This window comes from Lewinellaceae bacterium (assembly GCA_020636135.1).
Lineage (GTDB): Bacteria > Bacteroidota > Bacteroidia > Chitinophagales > Saprospiraceae > JAGQXC01.
The window spans coordinates 793,916-815,915 of record JACJYK010000001.1; the positions used below are offsets into that span (position 1 = coordinate 793,916).

Genomic DNA, 22,000 nt, shown 5'->3' on the forward strand with positions numbered 1-22,000 from the left:
TACTAGTATCTGGGGGCTTTTTCCAGTTATTTCGACAAAGTAATTGTGACATCTATTTTATATATTATTGATATTTAGATTATTATAAATATCACTATACGATACACTAAAAAATACCATTACCTCGGTAATCGTTCATATTATCGAAATCCTATATTTGTATTGTCTTAGCTTATAAATAAGTGTTTATAGCAAGACATTTTAATATTAGAACCTTCTTGTAGTTTTCTTCCTGAGGTGTTAATCTAGAACCTAGATTCGCTACCAACCTATTACAGTGCGATAATAGACCTAGTAAGTCTGTGGCTTTTCCAAGGCATGGACTGTTACGAGTTTTTTCATCGAGCCGGGCCATTGTCTTGCTCCAAGCATATTATTATTTAATAACTCTTAAACTAGGATCTCATGAGGAAAACTAACTCTCTTAAGTATCGCACTGCTATTGGAGAGTTCGTCCCAATAGTTGGTAAACTAAGGGCACTCGCCACAGGAACACTGTTGCTGCTTCTGGCTTTCGCAGGCCAGGTACAGGCACAAGAGTGTCCAATGGGCTGTACGAACATTAACTTGTCATTGGATACCATGAAAAATGGTACCGTGACCGTAACCCCGGCCATGATCATGGCAGACATGACGGCTAACGGTTGCGATGATCTTTCGGTTGTATTATACGACCAATTCAACCGTAAACTGGACCGTCCGGACGTCAACTGTAACTACATAGGCCAGTTGATGACCGCCGTTGTTATTGACGGAAATACTCAAAACAAATGCTGGTCAAACATCAGGGTTGAGGACAAAGCAGGTCCCAACTTAGGCTGTGTGGTAGATACCGTCTATTGCACCGAATTGCCGTTGATAGAAGCCGGATTGGACCGCTTCCCATCGGGAATGGCCATGGACAACTGTGATCCGTTAACCGGTTATCCGGTGATCATTTCGATGGATTACACCGAATATCCATGTGATTCTGTCCGTTTTGCAGGTTTGGCAGTTCGTCGTATAGTTGCACGTGACCGCTGGGGAACAGTGGCTGACTGCAACGATACATTTTACGTAGAGCGCGTGCCTCTGGATAGCATCGTTTGTCCTGCTGATACGATGTACGAATGCTATGCGGCAGATACGCTTTATACCATGATCAATGGTAAAAAAGTTATCAATCCGGACTTTTCCGGAGTTCCAAGCGCCATTGTGGACGGTGATACGATTCCTTTGTATCCAAACGGAACGATCTGTAAATTGTATGGATCTTTCAATGACCACGAATGGGAAATCTGTGGTAACGGCAAGAAAATACGCCGTACCTGGGAAATCGTAGACTGGTGCCGTGATACTGTTATCACCTGCGTCCAGTGGATTAAGATCATGGATACGCTGCCCCCGACAGCGGATGCTTATGCCGATGTTACGGCAACAGCACTGCCACACGATTGCCAGGGCAAAGTGGTATTCCCTTACCCAACCAAAATCGAAGACTGTTCTGCTATCAGTCGCGTACGGGTAGAAGTTGAATACGCTGCACCTGGTCACCAGGGAACTCCTTCCATCTTCTCCGAAGTATTTACTCCTGGCGTTGCAGTACAAACGTACCTGCCGGCTGGTTGGTTTGAAGGTACCATCTATATTACCGATGCCTGCGAACAGACACTGGAATTGCCTTTCCGGGTACATGTTCTGGATGAAACACCTCCGATTCCGGTTTGTGATGAAATCACACAAACCACACTGGATCCCAACTCATGTTGGGCCCGTATTTACGCAACCACCTTTGATGATGGTAGCCACGATAACTGTTGCCCAACGCTGCACTTCTCAGCTGCACGAATGAGTGATGTTACCGAAGCACGTACATACTGGGAAACCAATTTGAAGACCATCTTCGGACTAAACAACTACAATCGTTATTACAGTGAAATCCAGAAATTCATCAATGTATGGTTGGATTGCAATGTATTCGGCGATTATGTAGAGTTCTCAGGATGTGCCGATGACGATCAGGTAGTAACACGTGTGTACTCCACCTGCCACATCGAGCGCGTTTATGATCCGCACCTGTACGGTTCATCCGAACAGAAATTCTATTGCAACTTCACTTATGATGGTTATGCCAAATTGGTTGATAGCCTCAAGACGGCAGACCAGGTTGGATCAGCTATTATCGATGCCATCGAGCATATTGGTGATCCGCAGTTCAGCTGGAACTATTACAGTGAGTGTATGACACAGGTATTGGTTGACGATAAAGTTCCGCCGGTATGCCTGCCTCACGAAGATGTTACAGTATACTGTGACGGCGTGACCTATGGTAACGGTAACAATCAGTACGCTGCTTGCAACTCACTTGCTTCTCCAGATTTTGCATCACACAATACTTCAAACAGCGCGTTTGATAACTGTGATACTTGCAAATATTGGCTGAAACTGGATGACGTAGATATCCTGGTAGATCCATATTCCTACTTCTCCAGACCTGGTATCAAAGAAAACTGCAGCGATTATACGGTAGACAGCACAACCGTTGATTACGATGATAATTGCAACAGTTACTCTGAAAGAACCTGGGTGATTACCGACAACTGCGGTAACTCCACGACTTGTTCACAACGTGTATACATCAAACACCGTTCGGACTTTGAAGTCATCTTCCCGAAAGACACCATCCTGACCTGTATTCAGAATATGCAGATCGATGCCAGTCCGGAAAGACTTGGAGAACCGATCATCAGTGATGATGATTGTGAACAATTAGGTGTTCGTTACGTGGACGAAGAGTACCAGATCGTAGCTGGTGCCTGCTTGAAACTGTTGCGTACCTGGACGATCATCGACTGGTGTGCATACAATCCGGATGCCGACTATCACGGTCGTGACATCTGTGCTTCCGAAAGTCTGATCGCTTCCGCAAGCCGTCCGCAAATCAATCGTAACCTGAAAGATAACGGTGACGGTTACATGACCTATACACAGGTGATCAAATTGATCAACACGACTCCTCCGACCTTTACAGATACCACCATCAATGTGGCTTGTGCTTCTGATGCCAATACTTGTGAGGGTTCGGCTACCATCTCGATGTCGGCTTCCGATGACTGTTCATTGGGCGGCGACCTGAAGTGGACAGTACTGTTGTCCTATGAAGGTGGTGCAGAAGCACGCGTACCGGGACAGGATGTACAGTTTGGTTCAACAGCAACCCTGACGGATGATTATGAAGTTGGTTCTTATGTAGCACACTTCATCGTATCCGACCGTTGCGGCAACCAGGCAGAAGCATACATTCCTTTCTATGTAGGACTTTGCAAAAAACCGACACCATATTGCCATGACCTGATCATCACCCTGATGCCAGTCGATACCAACCAGGACAATGATCCTGATCTTGGTATGATCCGGGTATGGGCCAGTGATTTCGACGCCGGTAGCTATGGCTATTGCGGCCAGGATATCGTAGCGCTGTCATTCAGTGCCGATACCACCGATACGTACCGTGATTTCGATTGCAGAAGCGTAGGTCAACAACAACTGGAAATGTGGGTTACCGATGAGTACGGCAACCAGGACTTCTGTACCGTTACCCTCGATGTACAGGATAACATGGGAGCTTGCACCAGTCCGGATAATGCCAATGGAAACATCGCAGGTCGCGTTGTTACCGAGACGCAGGAAGGTGTTGCTCAGGTTAACGTACAACTGAAAGGTGCCGGATCGAATCCGATCAACACCGGTGTAGAAGGTATGTTCAACTTTGGAACCATGCCACTGGGTGGTAAATACTCACTGGTACCTGGTAAAAACATCAACCCGGTTAACGGTATTTCAACCCTTGACCTGGTCTACATCCAGAAGCACATCCTGGGTTACGAGAAATTGAATTCACCATACAAGATCATCGCCGCAGACATTGACCACAACGGTAGCATTACTGCCAGTGACCTGGTCCAACTGCGCCGCCTGATCCTGGGTGTGGATGACAACTTTAAGTCCAACACATCTTGGAGATTCATTTCTTCCACCTATGCATTCAAGAATCCGGAAAATCCGCTTGCAGAGCAGTTCCCGGAATCATACGACATCAGCTCTCTGAGCAGCAATATGGTTGTGAACTTCGTCGGTATCAAAGTGGGTGATGTAAACGGATCCAACAGTCCTAACGAACTGCAGAAGACTGAAATCCGTAGCAACGAGTCACTGACGCTGACCATGCCTCAGATCAGCTATAAAGCAAATGATGTCATCGAAGTACCGGTTACGGCCGAAAACTTCAATAACATAGACGGATATCAGTTTACCCTGGAATTCAATAATTCCGAACTGTCTTATGCCGGCGTTCAGCCAGGTGTATTGAATGTGACCGCTGCAAACATTGGTTTGAACCAGGTAGGCAAAGGAATCATCACCACCAGCTGGAATGAGGCTCAGTCAGTTTCCTATGGTAAAGAAGATGTCCTCTTTACGATCGCATTCCGTGCCTTGAGCAATGGTGACCTGGAAGAATCCGTACAGGTGAACTCCAAGGTTACTGCTGCAGAAGCTTACAATACCTGGGCTGAAGTACAAGGTGTAGACCTTGCATTCAAAGCCAACGGATCAATTGCAAGCAACGGATTTGCATTGTATCAGAACAATCCGAACCCATTCAATTCGAACACGGTTATCGGATTTAACCTGCCGGAAGCTTCCAGTGCAACCCTGAAGATCATGGATGTAACTGGAAAGCTGATCAAGCAGATCGACGGTGAGTATGTTAAAGGTTTGAACCAGATCACGATCAATAAGACGGATCTGCAAGCTTCTGGCATCCTGTACTATCAGCTTGAAACTGGCAAGTTTACTGCAACTCGCAAGATGATTATTGTTGAATAATTCTGTTTTGCTCTAAGAGTTTACTGTTTTTGGGATGGGACCCCTCTCCGAGAAAGTTCGGAGGGGGTCTTTTTTTTTGAGTTGACAGGTTTATGAGGGAATGAGATAACAGTTGGTAAGGTTAGAGGTCGTGTTGTAAGCAGATTGAAGGTGGCGGAAGGAGTAGAGTGTCACAACTATTCGTAAACTATTGGGGCATTTTATATGTTAAAGCGAACGGATGAAGGGTAGAATTCTGGCCATAGATTACGGGATTAAAAAATGCGGCCTTGCTGTAACGGATCCGCTGCAAATTGTTGCACAGCCTCTGGGTACAGTTGCGACGGTAGAAATGATTGACTATTTGAAACGTTACATCAACCAGGAACCTGTCGTTGCCATGGTGGTGGGAGATCCCTCCATGCACACACCGGATGGTCATCCGTTATTGCAGGCTATTGCTGAGTTCCTGACTGCCGTCGGCAAATCTTTTCCACAGTTACCTGTATACCGCCAGGATGAGACATTAACTTCCCAGAAAGCCAGGGAAATTATTTTAAAAAGTGGCGTCGGAAAGAAAAAACGCAGGGATAAAACACTGGTCGATAAGGTCAGCGCAGTTTTGATCCTGCAGGAATATCTGGGACATCTCTAAGTCCTTTTTGTACTTTTGCGTCACCAATTGATCCAACGATAAAGCATGATTTTACCTATTGTATTGTACGGAAACCCGGTATTAAGAAAAAAGTGTAAACCCATAAACGTTGATTTTCCTGAGTTGGAAAGTTTATTGGAAAATATGTGGCAGACCATGTATCAGGCTCATGGTGTGGGGCTGGCCGCTCCGCAGATAGGCTTGGATATCCGCGTCTTTATCGTCGATACCGTCCAGACGGCGAAAGAAGATCAGGAAAAGGAAGAACGGATAAAAAAGGTCTTTCTGAATGCTGTTCTTCTGAGCCATGGGGAGGAAGAGGTCGATTATGAAGAAGGCTGCCTGAGTATTCCCAATATTCATGGCGATGTGACCAGGCCGGATGAGATCACCATTCAATATCAGGATGAATCCTTTAATACATTCACGGAAACGTTTAGTGGAACCAATGCGCGAGTTATACAGCATGAATACGACCACATTGAAGGGATCCTCTTTACCGAAAAACTCAAGCCGCTCAAGCGGGTCCGTTTAGCCAAGAAGCTGGACAAGATCAAAAAGGGCATCGTCGATTGCGATTATAAAGTGAAAAGGTAGTCTGGTCCTGTCAAAAAAAGGGAACTATAGCAGAATCCCCCAATACCAGAAACTCCCAACACCACAACACCACAACACCACAATAACACAACACCCCATACCTCATACCCCATACCTCAAACCTCAAACCCCATTCACTTCCTGCCAAAGTCGGCGGGTATTTCACCCCATTTTTCTGTTTCCCATTTGATGATTGGATTCTTCCACTGATTGGTTTTGATCCATTGTAATGCCCGGTCTACCAGATCATAAATGGCTTTGTTTTTGGCGGTGCGGGTTATGGTTGATTTAATAGCCCGGTTGCGAACCCAGGCGATCGCGGTGATGGAGTCTGTATAAATGGGCATCGTCGGCTTGCCTTGTTTTTGCAGGTATGCCAATGCATGTACCAGGGCCAGGAACTCCGCCAGGTTGTTACTGCCACCGGCAAACGGTCCCTGATGAAAGATCAGCTGGCCGCTTCCTACATGTACACCGCGGTATTCTGTGGCTCCCGGATTGCCGCTGCAAGCACCATCTACGGCCAGACTATCGGCCTTCACGTCAGGAGGTATTGCATCCCGGATTACTTTTTTAGGGGCAGCGCTCTGGGGATTTTCCCAGCCACTGTGAAATGCTGCCCTTGCTTCCTGTTCACTGTTGTAGGCACGGTACTTGGCGCCGGGATAACCTTTGATCTGTTCCTGGCATGCACTCCATGACGAATAAATGCCGGGCTCTACACCCTCCCAGACGACATAGTACTTTTGTTTCTGAGCCATTGTCTAACTTTGCAGCCAAGTTAACCAAGATTATGTTTATAGACACCCATACCCATTTGTACCTGGATGATTTCGATGAAGACCGGAAAGAGATGATTGCCCGGGCTCTTCAGGCAGGAGTCCAGCGCATGTATTTACCCAATGTGGACGAAGAAACCATTCCGGCATTAAAATCGCTCGTTGGGGCCTATCCCGGCCAACTATTTCCCATGATGGGTCTGCACCCCTGTTCTGTGAAAGGCGATGTTGAAGCGGTATTGGAGGTGATCTTCAGGGAATTGGAGCAGGGTGAGTATGTTGCAGTAGGGGAGGTCGGGCTGGATTTTTATTGGGACAAGACCTGGGTGGCTGAGCAGGAGCTGGCTTTCAGAAAACAAACCGAATGGGCCATAGCCCATCAATTGCCGCTGGTGATCCACTCCCGGGAGGCTATGGATCGTTTACTGGAGATCCTGGAAGATTACCGGGGCAGTGGCGTGCGTGGTGTATTTCATTGCTTTACCGGGACCACTGCTCAGGGTAAACAGGCCATCGATCTAGGATTCATGCTTGGTATCGGCGGGGTCATTACCTTTAAGAACAGCTCGTTGCCTGTGGTTTTACCTCAATTGGGCCTGGAACACTTGGTTTTAGAGACGGATTCTCCCTATTTGGCACCGGTTCCATACCGGGGTAAAAGGAATGAAAGCGGGTATGTGCCCGTTATCGCACACAAGCTTTCGGAAGTTCTGGATTTGCCAGTGGCTGAAATTGAAAGGGTAACGACTAAAAATGCGATGGAACTGTTTCATATAGCGAATTAATTCTCAGACGGATACACCGTTTTTGGCTGGTATTTCATCTATTGTGTAGCGGCCAAAAAAATTTTGAATTTTTTGTTTTATTTAGAAATTTTGTATTTCTTGGAGCGGGAAAGAGACGAATTAATTATTAGCTTTGGAGAGTTGGCCGAGTGGTTTAAGGCGCACGTCTGGAAAGCGTGTTTCCCAAAAGGATCAAGGGTTCGAATCCCTTACTCTCCGCTTGTCAAGGTGTGCAACACTCCTTATTTCATGTAACCAATTGTCAATCAAAACATTAGAAAACAGTAAATAATTACGATTATGCGAAAGTTTGTTGTTCTACTTTTGGTTTTCGCCGCACTCTCTGTTTTTGGTGCAGTAGAAACGATGGCTCAGGAAGTGGTAAAAGATGCCACTGGCTTCCAGATGTTGAAGGAAAAATTCATCGAAGGTAGCTGGGGCTTCATGAGCACGGTATTGATCTGTTTGATCTTAGGCTTGGCCTTCTGTATTGAAAGGATCATTACACTGAACATTGCCAGTACCAACACGGATAAATTGCTGGCCCGTATTGACGAGCGTCTTGCTGACGGCGATGTCGATGGTGCGATGGAAATCTGCAAATCGACGCCTGGTCCAACGGCAAGCGTTTTGTATGAAGGTCTGCGTCAGTCCTCGAAAGGACCGGAAGCAGTTGAGAAAGCCATTGTTAGTTATGGTAGCGTTCAGATGGGCTTGCTGGAAAGAGGCCTGGTTTGGATCTCATTGTTTATCGCCATCGCCCCGATGCTCGGGTTTATGGGTACGGTAATCGGTATGATCCAGGCGTTTGACCGGATTGAAGAAGTGGGTGACCTTTCTCCGTCAGTTGTTGCCGGGGGTATCAAAGTAGCCTTGTTGACCACCGTATTTGGTCTTATCGTAGCCATCGTGTTGCAGTTGTTCTACAACTACATCATTTCCAAGATCGATGGTATCGTTAACAAAATGGAAGATGCTTCCATCGGTTTGGTGGACATCATGTCCAAAAACAACGTTTTTAAATAACTACGAAAAGGATACACCATGTATAAATTTTTAGCCAAGCATGGTCAGCTTGCCGCATTCGGATTGGGTGCTCTGATCATCCTGATCTTCTTTGGATCGGTGTTCAGTGGCCTGACCGACTTCAATGCACTGCCTGAAGAGCGGCAAGGGGAAACCACCATATTCGACTTTGGTTTGTGGGCGTCTATCATTTTGACGGTGCTCACGGTAGTAGTCGCTATTTTATTCGGATTGTATTACATGATCACGCATCCAAAAGGCGCCCTTGTTGGTATCATCGGGTTGGCTGTAATGGCGGTCGTGTTTATCATCCTGTATTCTACGGCTGCACCGGATACCGGCACTCTGGCCGCCAAAATCAACGAGTTTAAAATCAGTGATACCACCAGTAAATTAATTACCGGGGCACTGGGAACCGGTGTCATTCTTACGATTGTTGCTTTTGCATCATTCGTGATCACTGAAATCATTAACATCTTTAAATAAGCCGCTAGATGGGAAATGCTAGAAAGGTAAGCACGGAAATCAATGCCGGATCCATGGCGGATATCGCATTCCTGCTCCTTATCTTCTTCCTGGTAACAACGACCATTGTCGAAGATAAAGGAGTACTGGTGAAGCTGCCACCCTGGTCCGACGAACCACCGGAAACGGCGAAACTGAAGTCTCGCAACGTATTCTCCGTATTGGTTAATGCGCAAAACCAGCTTCTGGTGCGTGGTGAACCGGTGAAAATTGGTGACTTGCGGGAAAAAGCCGAGGAGTTCATCATGAATCCCAAGAATCAGGAAGATCTTGCCGAATCACCTAAGAATGCGATCATCTCGCTCAAAAACGACCGGGGTACGAAATACCGTACTTATCTGGAAGTGTATAATGAGCTGATGGCTGCTTACAACGAACTTCGGGAGACGGAATCACAGAAACGCTTCGGGAAGCATTATGATGATCTGGGTAACGCCCAGAAAAGGGAAATCAATAACGATATTCCTCTGGTCCTTTCGGAAGCGGAACCGACGTCATTCGGTGAAGAAAGTAAATAATCTCGAGCATCTAACAGCAACGCTATGTCAAAGTTTAAAAAGAAAAGAGGAGCGGCCTCACCGGCAATCTCGACAGCGTCCTTGCCTGATATCATCTTCATGCTATTGTTCTTCTTCATGGTCGTAACGGTACTGCGTGATTCGGAGTTGAAACTTCAGGTTGTAACTCCACAGGCTACCGAGTTGACCAAACTCGAGAAGAAGTCACTGGTCCATTACATTTACATTGGACGTCCCCTGAAAAAATATCAGGAGATTTACGGAACTGCGCCCCAAATTCAGTTGGGGGATAAATTCGCGCAAACCTGGGAGATCCCGGCATTTGTGGAAGAACATCGTGCACGGGTCAGAGAATCGGAGATACCAGCTATCATCACTTCGATGCGCGTCGATGGAGATATCACCATGGGTATTGTCAATGACGTTAAAACCCAGTTACGTAAAGCTGGACAGTATAAGGTTAACTATTCTGCCAAGCAGCGTACAAGTAAGATTCAATAAAACGAATCTGGGAATTTGCAGGGACCCTTCCCTGAAATGCAAAATAATAAAAGCTGCAGCTTTAAAAGCTGTGGCTTTTTTTATGTTTTGCGGGGAAAGCAACTCCAGAGTTATCCAGCGGTGATCAGGACACCCGGAAGTCATTCAATCGAAACAACTTTTCGTATTTTTACTCAAACATTTTATTCATGATCCAGCGACTACAATCCATCTTCCTCTTCTTACTGGCTGTATGCACCGCACTATTGTTCATCTGGCCGATAGCCTCCTCCTCACAGCAGGATGCCTATTTATTTGCCGATGGTAAATATTCGGTCGAGGACAATATCGTATTGATGGGAATCACAGCCATTGGAGCTATACTGGCTTTTGTTGCCATATTCCTGTACCGGAACCGTCCAGTCCAGCTACGCATGACCTATCTTTCTACGGTCTGCAGCATTTTAATACCAGTAGTGGCCATCCTCATTTACCTGAATGATACCAAAAACAGTGCGGTTCCGGCCAGTACCATCGATGACCGGATCGGAGCTTATTTGCCGGTTTTGGGGATTGTATTCGGGGTATTGGCAGCCCGCTTTATCCGGAAGGATGAGAAACTGGTGAAGTCCATGGATCGGTTACGGTGATCTAATGGAGGTTTCCATTCTGAAATACCTCCTTCCTCAGTACACAAGTTTATCCTGGAATAGCCGTCTGTTTTATTTCCCGAACAGGATCTAACCGGCAGGGAGAAGCCATACTACTTAAACACATCACCACTGAACACTTTATTATCTTTACAGCATGCAAAGAACACCGCAACAATGGAGCTACTGGGAAAAAGACCTTTACCTGGATGGCATTGAAGTGGCCATTTTGGGGGCAGGGATTGTCGGGTTAACGACGGCTATATTTCTTAAACAGCAACGGCCGTCATGGAAGATACAGGTGTTTGATCAATGGACTATCGGAGGCGGAGCTACCACCCGGAATGCCGGATTCGCCTGTTTTGGCTCACCTACCGAGCTGGTATCGGACCTCGCAACGCAGGATGAAGCAGCCACTTTTGCTCTGGTCAAAGCCCGGTGGGAAGGCTTGCAGCTCCTGCAGAGGACCGTCGATATGCAGAAGGCTGATTATGTGACTTGCGGAGGATATGAGGTGTTCTTTCCGGACGATCAATCTGCTTGGGATAAAACGGTGGATCACCTTCCCCGCTTCAATCAATTGGCCGAAGAAGTTACCGGTGTAAAAAATGCCTATCAAATCTTAACTCCTGCTGCCAGTGGTCTGCCATTCGCCGGTTTGGAACAGGTGGTTTTTATGCCCCATGAAGCCAGGATCCATCCCGGGAAAATGCACCAGCTACTGGTGACACAAGCCATCCGTTTAGGTGTCCCGGTCATCCGGGGTGTGGAAGTGGAGCACATCCACACGGATGGCACGTATGCTCAGATGACTACCTCCGAGCATGGCATCCTGCGTGCCAGGCAAATTGTCGTAGCCACCAACGGATTTACCCGGAGATTATTACCTGACGTGGACGTGCTGCCAGCCCGAAATCAGGTCCTGGTGACCGAGCCCATACCGGGGTTAACATGGGATGGCACGTTTCATTACCAGGAAGGCTACGTCTATTTCCGGCGTATAGGGGACCGCATACTGTTAGGCGGTATGCGGCATATCGATAAAATGGCGGAAATGACCGATGATTTGTCGCAAACCACAGTGATTCAGGAAGCGCTCGAACATTTTCTGACCAAACGATTATTAGCTGGCAAAAATGTTGCTATAACCGACCGCTGGAGTGGTATCCTGGGAGTTGGCGCGCAAAAATGGCCTATCCTGAAGCGATTGGATAATAATTTGATCGTCGCCGTCCGGATGGGTGGAATGGGAGTCGCTCTGGGCACCGGACTGGGTCAGCAAGCTGCAGCCTTAACCATTTCATAACCATCTATGCGGCATTTAAAGCGTTTAGCATTGGATATGGTCAGGTTTTGTACCGGGTGGATCTTACTATTTATCTTGCCAGGAGTGTTATCGGCTCAGCAAAGTGCCGACACTTCGGTCATATACCTCATCCATGCCGATACCCAGGTCTGGGAGTTGAAAGACCGAAGCACGATCCAAATCTATACTGGCAATGTCCTGCTTTATCAGGATTCGGTTTTTATGTATGCCGATTCAGCCTACATCCGGGACAGCATTTATTTATCGGCCTATGGACATGTATTGATCCAGCATGCCGACAGCGTGCAGGTATTTGCAGATACACTCATTTATCAGGGCAGGACCCGCAATGCTACCCTGTACGGGGACATCCTTCTGGTCAATGGAGGGCAGAAGTTGTATACAAACTACCTGGAGTATAACCTGGACGACCGGATCGCTCATTATTCGAAAGGGGCAACCCTGACGGATGATGAAACCACCCTCACTTCCAAGACCGGACATTATGAAGTGGATCTGGATCTGGCCCATTTTAAAGACTCCGTGGAGGTGACTGGCAAAGATTTTTTCATGCGGATGGATTCGATGGCCTATCAGACGCAGGAAAAAATCGCCTATTTTCTTGGACCCACTTTGTTGAGGCAGGAAGACAAACGCATCTATTGTGAAAGCGGTTACTATAATGTCCAGGGAGAAGTGGCGGAGTTTTCCGATCACGCCCAATATGAAGAGGGCGACCGTCGAGCCGAAGCGGACATTATCCGTTATGAGAAGGCCAACAACAAGGTAGTCCTGGATGGTAATGCCCGGATCAGGGAGGAAGGAAGGAACGCCTCAGGAGATCATATTGAATACCTGGAAGACAAGGAATGGTTCACCATCGATGGAAACGGTTATTATTCCGATTCATCCCGTACAGTAGCTGGTGAAACCATCTTTTACGATGTAAAACAAGATTCTTTTGCCCTTCCCGGCCGGAGCACGGTTGCTTCCGGCAGCCAGCAGTTTACTGCGGACCGTATGCGGTATTCAAAGGCTCAGGGAAATGGTGTGGCTTCGGGTGATGTTATCTGGATTGATACCATCCAGCAATATGTGATCCAGAGTGACTCCTTGAGTTACGGGGACCATCCGGCCCGGATTGAAGCGATAGGCCTGACCCGACGGCCTTTGCTGATAGCGATTATTGACGGGGATTCTTTATTTATTAAAGCGGACTCGCTGCGATTCACTCAGGTATCGGAAACGGATACCACCAGGATTATGCGGGCTTTTCACCGCGTCCGGATGTACAAATCCGATATGCAGGCCATCTGCGATTCCCTGGTGTATCGGGAGGCGGACTCGCTGTTTATCCTCTTCCGTGATCCCATATTGTGGGCTGATACCTCCCAATTTACCGCCGACACTATTGAAATGAGGCTTCGCAATAAACAGCTGGACGTTATCAACTTAAAGCAAAGCGCATTTATCGTGAATACAACCGATGAAGTCTTTTTCAACCAGATCAAAGGCCGTACGATACAAGCGCACCTTACGGACAATGAACTGGAGCGGATGGACATTGTTGGTAATGCAGAGACCGTCTATTATGTGCAGGATGATGATAAGGCGTACATTGGGGTCAATAAAGCCGTATGCAGCCGCATCCGCGTCTATTTTGGCCACAATGAGGTGGAACGAATACGTATGTATCAGGATCCTTCCGGACAAATGACACCAATGGACTTGTTTGATCATGAAGGCAATAAACTGGAAGGGTTTATTTGGCACGAGGACAAACGCCCCAAAAACAAAAGCGAATTATGACCTCGGGATGGACAATTAAGGCATGGTTGACTGGTGTACTGATACTGGTATTGATGCTACGGGGTACAAGCCAGGAACCTGGGCAGCTCCTCGCCAGTGCTGATGCCGCATTTCAGTCCGGGGATTACTCTACGGCCATTGAATCTTATCAGAACCTGATCGGCGAGGGTTACCGGCAAGCTGAAATCTATTACAATCTGGGTAATTGTTATTCGGCAAAGGGAGACCGCGGGCATGCGGTGATCAACTATGAACGGGCATTACGGCTGGATCCCCACAACCGGGATACGCGACACAATCTGGCGTTGATCTCCAAGCCGGTTGAAGATGCGATAACCGTATTGCCGGCATTTTTTCTTACCCGCTGGCTCCAGGCGATAGCCAACCTGGCTTCAGTGACTTCCTGGGCTTGGTGGACCATTTTATTTGCCTGGCTTTGCCTGGGATCGGTGATTGCTTACATCTGGTTTTATCACCGGATCTCCCGGGCCATTACGGGTCCTTTGGTGATCGCTTCATTGGCGATTGTCCTGGTTTGTGCAAGTATGGGCTGGTATCGGAACCATCTGTTGCACGATCATTCCATTGCGGTAGTGATCAAAGATCAAACCGAATTCAAATATGCTCCGGAGGATAATAGTGAAACCATTCACTCCCTTTTGGCGGGAACCCGGCTGGAGCTGGTGGATACCATCAGCAACTGGTATAAAGTGATCCTTACCAACAAGGATGAAGGCTGGATCGAAAAGTCAAATGTAGAGCAGCTGTGATTGAACCATTGTTCTTTGCCTCCAAAGAAGCTTTTTTAGAGTTTTTATCCAATTGGGGTGGCCAGGATGAGCTCTGGATAGGATTTCAAAAAGTTCATACCGGCATCCCATCTTTGCATTACCCGGAATTGGTAGATGTTTGTCTTTGCCTGGGGTGGATTGATGGAAAAAGGATGAGCATCGATGAGAATCAGTGGATGATCCGGATCACCCCACGACGACCTGGCAGTGTTTGGAGCCAGGTAAACCTAAAACGCTATGCAGAACTGGATTCCTCAGGCCATGTCCTGGATGAAGGAAAAGCTGCATTCGGCGTGCGTACCGAGGAAATAAACCCCCGGCAATCGTACCTGAATGGGGAGGTGGACCTGGATGCCGATTACCTGGATGCAATCAAAACCAATACTGCTGCCTGGTCCTATTATCAAAAACTGACGAAATCCAGGAAAGCCACTTGTGTACTTTGGATCATGAGCGCCAGACAGGAAAGTACCCGCCGCCGCAGGCTGGACCAGTTTATCGAATATAGTGCAGCAGGAAGGATGATTCCTGCGCTCCAGCGGTAGCACGGCTTACTGTGGTCCAAATAATTTTAAAGCATTATCCCGATAGACTTTTTTCAGGACCTCATCGCTAAGGTTGTAGCCATTGAGAGGCCAGTGGTAGGTAAAGTAGTCGTGGTAATAAAAATGCTCATCATCCGTCTCCAGAATGCGGAAAGTCAGGCGGTACATTGCCGGACTATTACCCATGTCGGTACCATAGAGCAGACGATCATCGTACTGGTTGAAAAATGCGTGCGCATAGCGGGGTATCGTGGCCGTCTCGGCATAGCGGGCTCCGATATCGGCGTACAGGTTGGGGTAGCGGTCAAACAGGCGGCCTAATATGGTCAGGTCGTAGCTGCAATTGGCATAATGGCAGGCGATAAATCTCGTTTCCGGGTGCTTCTGGACGGCTCTTTCCAGGGTCTCGATCATTTCGGCATGATCGAGGATATCACGCTGGTCATCCAATCGCCAGGTGTAGGCATTCATCAGGCCATCATTGGTAGAATCCATTGGTTCGTACATCCACAACGGTTCTGCCACATGAATGGATATGGGTATGTTTAATTCACCGCACCGTTGGATCAGAGGATCCATTCTGGGGTCATCGATATGCATACCCCATGCCGGGGTTGGTTTGGAATAAAATAACCCTTTTCCTTTGTCCCCCAGTTCGCCAACACCTTTGGCACCCATTGCAACACACCTTTCCAGCTCTGCGACAGCAGCTGGTCCAAAGCTTAATTTATCGTACCCGGAATAGTCAAATCCACAAAACAGGATAAACCGGTTTGGGTATGTATTGTACAATTGAACAAGCGAATCGAACGCCGGGCCGGTTTGATAAGTCATGATCACAGCCTTGTCCAGTCCAACTTCATCCATGGTCTTGACCCAGGCATCCACCTCATCCGCCGTTTTTGCATAGGGATGACTATGCAGGTCAATGACCGGATAACGGGCCTGGGCAATTTCGGTGTGGGGAATGTTGTAAATAGTAGTGGGACGATACTTGTCCAGCAGAAGTTTCTCCGGCAGTGGGAGTGTGTCCATCCTTGCAGGTGTGGTAGTGGTATCTGCAGTTGGCTGTACACATTTGCTGAAAGCCAGGGTCAGTAAACCTAACCATAAATACCCTTTCCACTGCAGTCTGCTCATACATTTCATCGATGTACAAGGTACGCTATTTAAGGATTAAATAAGTCAATCATGACATCAACCGTACAGGGTACCGGATCAACCCGGATGTCTGATTTGCACCGGATGGTGACGGACTCCTATTGGTGGGGTCATTCATTGATAAGTCTGTTGGTCCGTGGAAGGGGAGGATAGTGCCGGAATGACTAACATCAACAGCCTAAAAGGATCATATCACCTTTTTTCAAGGCTATTCGTGGTAGGTTTATCGTTCGAATTTTGGAACTTAATGAACATTCATCGCAGACAATAAAATAACTTATGATTCCTCTGAAAGATTTAACCACCCCAATTGACTTGGGGGATCACGCGAAAGGTACAGGCCAAAGGCGTACCCAACGTCCTGTTTATACCGATTCTCTGCCACCATGTAATCAGGCATGCCCAGCCGGTGAAAACATACAGGCCTGGCTGGCATTGGCCCAGGAAGGCCAGAACGAAGAAGCATGGCAGGAGCTGGTAACCAACAATCCATTCCCTGCAATTCATGGCAGGGTCTGCTATCACCCCTGTGAAGACGGTTGCAACCGCAAACAAATGGATACCTCGGTGTCCATCCATTCGGTTGAGCGGTTTCTGGGTGACCTGGCTATTGAAAAAAATTGGCAGGTCAGGTATCAGCCCCAACCGGGAGGTAAACGAGTGCTGGTGATCGGAGCAGGCCCCAGCGGGTTGTCGGCAGCTTATCATTTGGCTCGACTGGGACACGAGGTTGAAATATTTGAAGCAGGGCCATTGGCCGGAGGAATGATGCATTTCGGAATTCCCGCCTACCGCCTGCCGCGTAACATCATTTCAGCTGAAGTCGACCGTATCAGAAACATGGGTGTCAAGATCCATTTGAATCGCAAGGTTGAGGATGTGGTACAGGCCAAACGGGAGGGTAACTTCGATGCTGTTTTTGTTGCAGTAGGTGCGCACCTAGGTAAAAAGACCAATATTCCGGCGCGTGACGCCGGACAAATTCTGGATGCCGTTTCCTTCCTGAAAGACGTCGAGATGGGGAATACGCCCAAGCTTGGCCGCCGGGTAGCCATTTATGGAGGTGGTAATACCGCCATGGATGCAGCCAGAATTGCCAAGCGTATCGGAGTGGATGAAGCGATGATCATCTATCGCCGCGACCGTGAACACATGCCAGCGCATGATTTTGAAGCCGACGAAGCTCTTTCTGAAGGGGTAAAGATCCACTGGTTGCGTACCATCAAGGACATCAATCAGTCGACTTTTACCGTCGAAGTGATGCGGGTTGAAAATGGCCGGCCGGTACCCACTGGTGAATACGAAACCCTGGAAGCCGATGCGCTGATTCTTGCTCTGGGACAAGATACCGATACCGACTTTCTGCGACTGGTTCCCGGCATCGAATTTAAGGATGACGGCACCGTCATTGTTGGACCGGATATGATGACCGGAGCCGAAGGGATCTTTGCCGGCGGAGATATGGTTCCCAGCGAACGAACGGTGACAATTGCCGTTGGACACGGCAAGAAAGCCGCCCGGTTTATGGATGGCTATCTGCGTCGTAAGCCGTATGTGCCTGCTCCCAAGCATCCGGTGGTAGGCTTCGACAATCTCCATGTTTGGTACCAGACATTTGCGCCCGCTCAGGAGCAGCCTCATCTGGAACCGGATCAGGCGATCGCAAGTTTTGATGAGGTCGTGGCCGGATTGACACCCGATGAAGCCCGCTATGAAGCACAGCGCTGTCTGTCCTGTGGCAACTGTTTCGAATGCGACGGCTGCTATGGCGCATGCCCGGAAGACGCTATTATCAAATTGGGTCCCGGAAAACGTTACCGGTATAATTACGATCTGTGTACCGGTTGCGCCGTCTGTTTTGAGCAGTGTCCCTGCCACGCCATTGAAATGGTTCCTGAACCGGATTCCTCAACCTTATAAACTCCTTAGAGATCAATTATGAGTACGAAGCATAAAGTCACTACCATCGATGGAAATGAAGCGGCGGCGTATAACGCTTACCGCATCAACGAAGTTTGTGCCATCTACCCCATTACCCCATCTTCTCCGATGGCCGAGTGGGCGGATGAATGGTCCGTAAAAGGTATCACCAACATCTGGGGTAATATTCCAGAAGTTGTCGAGATGCAAAGTGAGGGCGGCGCGGCAGGAGCAGTCCATGGTGCGCTGCAGGCGGGTGCGTTAACCACCACATTTACCGCTTCACAGGGCCTCATGCTCATGCTTCCCAATATGTATAAGATAGCAGGTGAGCTGACACCCACGGTATTTAACGTGGCAGCCCGGTCCCTGGCAGCCCAGGCGTTGTCGATATTCGGAGATCACCAGGACGTGATGGCTGCCCGTTCGACCGGATTTGCCATGCTGGCATCCGCGAGTGTCCAGGAAGCGCACGATTTTGCATTGATCTCCCAGGCCGCGACCCTGGCATCACGCATCCCATTTATGCATTTTTTTGATGGCTTCCGCACTTCCCATGAAGTAAATAAGTTGTCGCTGGTAGCGGATGAGCACATCCGGGCCATGATCAGCGACGATCTGGTCATCGCGCACCGGCAGCGGGCATTAAATCCGGACCGGCCCATCATCCGGGGGACTGCCCAGAACCCTGACGTATATTTCCAGGGCCGCGAAACCGTGAATCGCTTTTACTTGGCTACACCGCAAATCGTTCAGGATCAGATGGATGCATTTGGTAAGCTGACCGGAAGGCATTATCATCTGTTTGATTATACCGGAGCCCCGGACGCCGACCGGGTTATCCTGATCATGGCATCAGGCGGGGAAACTGCAGCAGAAACCGCGAAAGTACTGGCTGCCCGGGGTGAGAAAGTAGGCGTTCTTCAGATCCGTCTGTACCGGCCATTTTCCAATGAACATTTGCTGAAAGCTTTGCCCGCCTCGGTTAAATCCATTGCTGTACTGGACCGCACCAAAGAACCAGGTGCCAATGGTGAGCCCATGTACCAGGATGTGGTTGCCTCACTGACTGAAGCCTTTGCCGAAGGTATTCTCAGTGACCTGCCACGCATCATCGGTGGCCGCTATGGCCTGTCATCCAAAGAATTTACGCCAGCGATGGTCAAAGGGATCTTTGATCACCTGAAAGCGCCAAAGCTTAAAAATCATTTCACGATCGGGATCATTGATGACGTAACCTTTACGCATTTGGATTACGATCCGGACTTTACCCTGGATGAATCCGGCTGGCGGCAGGCTGTGTTCTTTGGTTTGGGTGCAGACGGTACCGTGGGTGCCAATAAGAACAGCATCAAGATTATCGGTGAAAACACCGATATGTATGCGCAGGGTTACTTTGTGTACGACTCCAAGAAATCCGGAGCTAGGACAGTTTCCCACCTGCGGTTTGGACCGGAACCCATCCGTGCGCCTTATCTGATTAAAGAAGCTGATTTTGTGGCCTGCCATCAATTTCAATTCATCGAAAAGGTGGATATGATGGCTTATGCCAAGAAGAATGCAACCTTCCTTTTAAACAGCCCTTACCCACCTGAAGAAGTGTGGGATCAGTTGCCCCGCCCTATGCAACAGGCCATCCTGGATAAAAACATTTCCTGTTACACCATAGATGCGACTGCTGTTGCCATGAAGACCGGGATGGGAGCCCGGATCAACACCATCATGCAAACGTGCTACTTTGCATTGGCCAATGTGTTGCCAAAGGATGAAGCCATTGGCGCAATCAAGAAAGCCATTGAAAAGACGTATTTCAAAAAGGGCAGGGCGGTCATAGAGCAAAACTTTAAAGCGGTCGATGCTACCCTGGCGAACCTGTATGAGGTGGCATTGCCTGGTAAGCTCACCAGCAAGCAGGAATATCCTCCTATCGTACCGGATTATGCACCGGAATTCGTGAAGGGCATCACTGCCGAGATGATGGCCGGCATCGGAGACCAGATCCCGGTTAGCCGTATGCCTGTTGATGGGACATATCCTACCGGTACAACCAAGTTTGAAAAGCGCAACATTGCCAACCTGGTGCCGGTCTGGGAGCCGGATATCTGCATCCAGTGCGGAAACTGTAGTTTTGTCTGTCCTCATAGCGTGATACGGGCAAAATATTATCACCAGGAATACCTCATGGATGCCCCGAAAGGGTTCAAATCCGCTCCGATTAACGCCCGGGGATTTCCGGAGACCCAATTTACCCTTGAGATCTATTCGGAAGATTGTACCGGCTGTACCTTATGTGTAGAGGCTTGTCCGGCAACCAGCCTGACTGACCGCTCGACCAAGGCCATCAACATGAAGCCGAAGAATGACATCCTGGAGGAATCACGCAATAGCATCGATTTCTTTGAATCCATTCCTCAGAACAACCGGAGCAAAGTCAACTTCTCGACTGTCCATGGTGTGCAGTTTCTGGAACCTTTATTTGAGTTCTCCGGAGCATGTGCAGGGTGCGGTGAGACGCCTTATGTACGACTGATGACACAATTATTCGGTGACCGGCTGATCATTGCAAACGCCACCGGATGTTCTTCCATCTATGGAGGTAACCTTCCAACGACCCCCTATACCACGAACGCTGAAGGTAAAGGACCGGCCTGGTCCAACTCGCTGTTTGAAGACAATGCAGAGTTCGGTTTAGGTATGCGGGTGACGGCTGACAAACATCTGGCTACTGCACGCCAGTTGCTGAAGACTATGGAAGCAGAATTCGGGGAAGCGCAGGTTAAGGCGATCCTGGATGCACCCCAGCATGTCGAATCGCAGATCGTGTCCCAGCGTCAACGGGTTGAAGCATTGAAGCGCCAATTGGAGCAATCGAAGCATCCTCAGGCAAAACTGATGTTGTCTCTTGCCGACCACCTGGTGCGGCGCAGCATCTGGATCGTTGGCGGTGACGGTTGGGCTTATGATATTGGTTCAGCCGGTGTGGACCACGTTTTAGCCAGCGGCCGGAATGTGAATGTCCTGGTCCTGGATACGGAAGTTTATTCCAATACGGGAGGGCAGATGTCGAAGGCAACGCCAACCGCAGCCACTGCAAAGTTTGCTGCCGCCGGCAAGCGTGTTGGTAAAAAGGACCTTGCTATGCAGGCTATCTCCTATGGTAATGTGTATGTGGCACAGATCGCCATGGGAGCTAATCCACAACAAACGTTGCTGGCTATGCGTGAGGCAGAAGCCTATGAAGGCCCTTCCCTGATCCTGGCTTACTCCCATTGCATTGCCCATGGTATTGCAATGGAGAAAGGCCTGACGCAGCAAAAACTTGCAGTGAGCAGTGGCTACTGGCCGTTGTTACGTTACAATCCGGTATTGCGCAAAAAAGGTATTAACCCCTTTGTTCTCGACTCACCGGAGCCGGTCATCAACCTGAAAGATTATGCCTACAATGAATTGCGGTATAAGATTTTGACCAGGACCAACCCGGAAGAAGCAGAACGTCTGATGCAGCTGGCACAAGAACTGGTGGACCTGCGATGGGAAACATACGTTGATATGGCGGCAGCCGGAGCATCATCATTCGCACCTGTAGCCTGAAAATGAATTAACCGATT

17 protein-coding genes and 1 tRNA gene are annotated in these 22,000 nt (G+C 48.5%); 16 read left to right on the plus strand and 2 right to left on the minus strand.

The window, feature by feature from the left end; translation table 11 throughout:
* Positions 1–405 precede the first annotated feature (405 nt).
* The 3 genes from H6570_02950 to def all read left to right on the plus strand — a co-directional run bounded on the left by H6570_02950 (position 406) and on the right by def (position 6,097).
* The gene (locus tag H6570_02950) at positions 406–4,866 is read left to right on the plus strand and encodes a T9SS type A sorting domain-containing protein (GenBank protein ID MCB9318215.1); all 4,461 of its coding nucleotides are present in this window, start codon (positions 406–408) and stop codon (positions 4,864–4,866) included.
* A gap of 235 nt (positions 4,867–5,101) precedes the next feature.
* A complete protein-coding gene (ruvX, locus tag H6570_02955; GenBank protein MCB9318216.1) occupies positions 5,102–5,500 on the plus strand; it encodes a Holliday junction resolvase RuvX in 399 nt (132 codons plus the stop codon).
* Between the two features lie 45 nt (positions 5,501–5,545).
* The gene (gene def / locus H6570_02960) at positions 5,546–6,097 is read left to right on the plus strand and encodes a peptide deformylase (protein MCB9318217.1); all 552 of its coding nucleotides are present in this window, start codon (positions 5,546–5,548) and stop codon (positions 6,095–6,097) included.
* 134 nt (positions 6,098–6,231) lie between these two features.
* On the opposite strand, the gene H6570_02965 is transcribed toward def, so the two are convergent.
* Entirely contained in the window at positions 6,232–6,858 is a 627-nt protein-coding gene (locus H6570_02965; protein MCB9318218.1) for a viroplasmin family protein, read from the minus strand.
* Between the two features lie 32 nt (positions 6,859–6,890).
* On the opposite strand from H6570_02965, the gene H6570_02970 reads away from it, so the two are divergent.
* From H6570_02970 to H6570_03020, 11 genes are all read left to right on the plus strand, one after another.
* Positions 6,891–7,661, plus strand: coding sequence for a TatD family hydrolase (locus tag H6570_02970; protein ID MCB9318219.1), 771 nt, complete (start codon positions 6,891–6,893; stop codon positions 7,659–7,661).
* 135 nt (positions 7,662–7,796) lie between these two features.
* Positions 7,797–7,880 (plus strand) — tRNA-Ser (locus tag H6570_02975).
* 81 nt (positions 7,881–7,961) lie between these two features.
* Positions 7,962–8,687 (plus strand): MotA/TolQ/ExbB proton channel family protein, encoded by a 726-nt coding sequence (locus tag H6570_02980; protein ID MCB9318220.1) that lies wholly within the window; start codon positions 7,962–7,964, stop codon positions 8,685–8,687.
* A gap of 18 nt (positions 8,688–8,705) precedes the next feature.
* Entirely contained in the window at positions 8,706–9,173 is a 468-nt protein-coding gene (locus H6570_02985) for a hypothetical protein (GenBank protein ID MCB9318221.1), read from the plus strand.
* Between the two features lie 8 nt (positions 9,174–9,181).
* Entirely contained in the window at positions 9,182–9,730 is a 549-nt protein-coding gene (locus tag H6570_02990) for a biopolymer transporter ExbD (protein ID MCB9318222.1), read from the plus strand.
* A gap of 24 nt (positions 9,731–9,754) precedes the next feature.
* Positions 9,755–10,231, plus strand: a complete 477-nt coding sequence (locus H6570_02995) for a biopolymer transporter ExbD (GenBank protein MCB9318223.1) — start codon at positions 9,755–9,757, stop codon at positions 10,229–10,231.
* Between the two features lie 188 nt (positions 10,232–10,419).
* Entirely contained in the window at positions 10,420–10,860 is a 441-nt protein-coding gene (locus H6570_03000; protein ID MCB9318224.1) for a DUF4293 domain-containing protein, read from the plus strand.
* Positions 10,861–11,017: 157 nt separating this feature from the next.
* Entirely contained in the window at positions 11,018–12,166 is a 1,149-nt protein-coding gene (locus H6570_03005) for an FAD-binding oxidoreductase (GenBank protein ID MCB9318225.1), read from the plus strand.
* A gap of 36 nt (positions 12,167–12,202) precedes the next feature.
* A complete protein-coding gene (locus H6570_03010; protein ID MCB9318226.1) occupies positions 12,203–13,975 on the plus strand; it encodes a hypothetical protein in 1,773 nt (590 codons plus the stop codon).
* A complete protein-coding gene (locus tag H6570_03015) occupies positions 13,972–14,745 on the plus strand; it encodes a tetratricopeptide repeat protein (protein MCB9318227.1) in 774 nt (257 codons plus the stop codon). Before H6570_03010 ends, H6570_03015 begins: the two co-directional genes overlap by 4 nt.
* Positions 14,742–15,311: a YdeI/OmpD-associated family protein gene (locus H6570_03020; GenBank protein MCB9318228.1), complete on the plus strand. Its 570-nt coding sequence runs from the start codon at positions 14,742–14,744 to the stop codon at positions 15,309–15,311. The genes H6570_03015 and H6570_03020 overlap by 4 nt, the downstream gene beginning before the upstream one ends.
* 6 nt (positions 15,312–15,317) lie before the next feature.
* On the opposite strand, the gene H6570_03025 is transcribed toward H6570_03020, so the two are convergent.
* Complete coding sequence (locus tag H6570_03025) at positions 15,318–16,346, minus strand: amidohydrolase family protein (GenBank protein ID MCB9318229.1); 1,029 nt, start codon at positions 16,344–16,346, stop codon at positions 15,318–15,320.
* Positions 16,347–16,751: 405 nt separating this feature from the next.
* On the opposite strand from H6570_03025, the gene H6570_03030 reads away from it, so the two are divergent.
* Entirely contained in the window at positions 16,752–18,392 is a 1,641-nt protein-coding gene (locus H6570_03030; protein MCB9318230.1) for an NAD(P)-binding protein, read from the plus strand.
* An 18-nt stretch (positions 18,393–18,410) separates the two neighbouring features.
* On the plus strand, positions 18,411–21,983 hold the full coding sequence (gene nifJ / locus H6570_03035) for a pyruvate:ferredoxin (flavodoxin) oxidoreductase (GenBank protein ID MCB9318231.1): 3,573 nt from the start codon (positions 18,411–18,413) through the stop codon (positions 21,981–21,983).
* Positions 21,984–22,000 lie beyond the last annotated feature (17 nt).

Bases quoted from the DNA above. Each gene is read 5' to 3' on its own strand.
- H6570_03000 (MCB9318224.1), top strand. From the start codon at position 10,420: ATGATCCAGCGACTACAATCCATCTTCCTCTTCTTACTGGCTGTATGC.
- H6570_02950 (MCB9318215.1), top strand. From the start codon at position 406: ATGAGGAAAACTAACTCTCTTAAGTATCGCACTGCTATTGGAGAGTTC.
- H6570_03005 (MCB9318225.1), top strand. From the start codon at position 11,018: ATGCAAAGAACACCGCAACAATGGAGCTACTGGGAAAAAGACCTTTAC.
- H6570_03015 (MCB9318227.1), top strand. From the start codon at position 13,972: ATGACCTCGGGATGGACAATTAAGGCATGGTTGACTGGTGTACTGATA.
- H6570_03030 (MCB9318230.1), top strand. From the start codon at position 16,752: ATGATTCCTCTGAAAGATTTAACCACCCCAATTGACTTGGGGGATCAC.
- nifJ (MCB9318231.1), top strand. From the start codon at position 18,411: ATGAGTACGAAGCATAAAGTCACTACCATCGATGGAAATGAAGCGGCG.
- H6570_02990 (MCB9318222.1), top strand. From the start codon at position 9,182: ATGGGAAATGCTAGAAAGGTAAGCACGGAAATCAATGCCGGATCCATG.
- H6570_03010 (MCB9318226.1), top strand. From the start codon at position 12,203: ATGGTCAGGTTTTGTACCGGGTGGATCTTACTATTTATCTTGCCAGGA.
- def (MCB9318217.1), top strand. From the start codon at position 5,546: ATGATTTTACCTATTGTATTGTACGGAAACCCGGTATTAAGAAAAAAG.
- H6570_02985 (MCB9318221.1), top strand. From the start codon at position 8,706: ATGTATAAATTTTTAGCCAAGCATGGTCAGCTTGCCGCATTCGGATTG.
- H6570_02995 (MCB9318223.1), top strand. From the start codon at position 9,755: ATGTCAAAGTTTAAAAAGAAAAGAGGAGCGGCCTCACCGGCAATCTCG.
- H6570_02970 (MCB9318219.1), top strand. From the start codon at position 6,891: ATGTTTATAGACACCCATACCCATTTGTACCTGGATGATTTCGATGAA.
- H6570_03025 (MCB9318229.1), bottom strand. From the start codon at position 16,346: ATGGACACACTCCCACTGCCGGAGAAACTTCTGCTGGACAAGTATCGT.
- H6570_02965 (MCB9318218.1), bottom strand. From the start codon at position 6,858: ATGGCTCAGAAACAAAAGTACTATGTCGTCTGGGAGGGTGTAGAGCCC.
- H6570_02980 (MCB9318220.1), top strand. From the start codon at position 7,962: ATGCGAAAGTTTGTTGTTCTACTTTTGGTTTTCGCCGCACTCTCTGTT.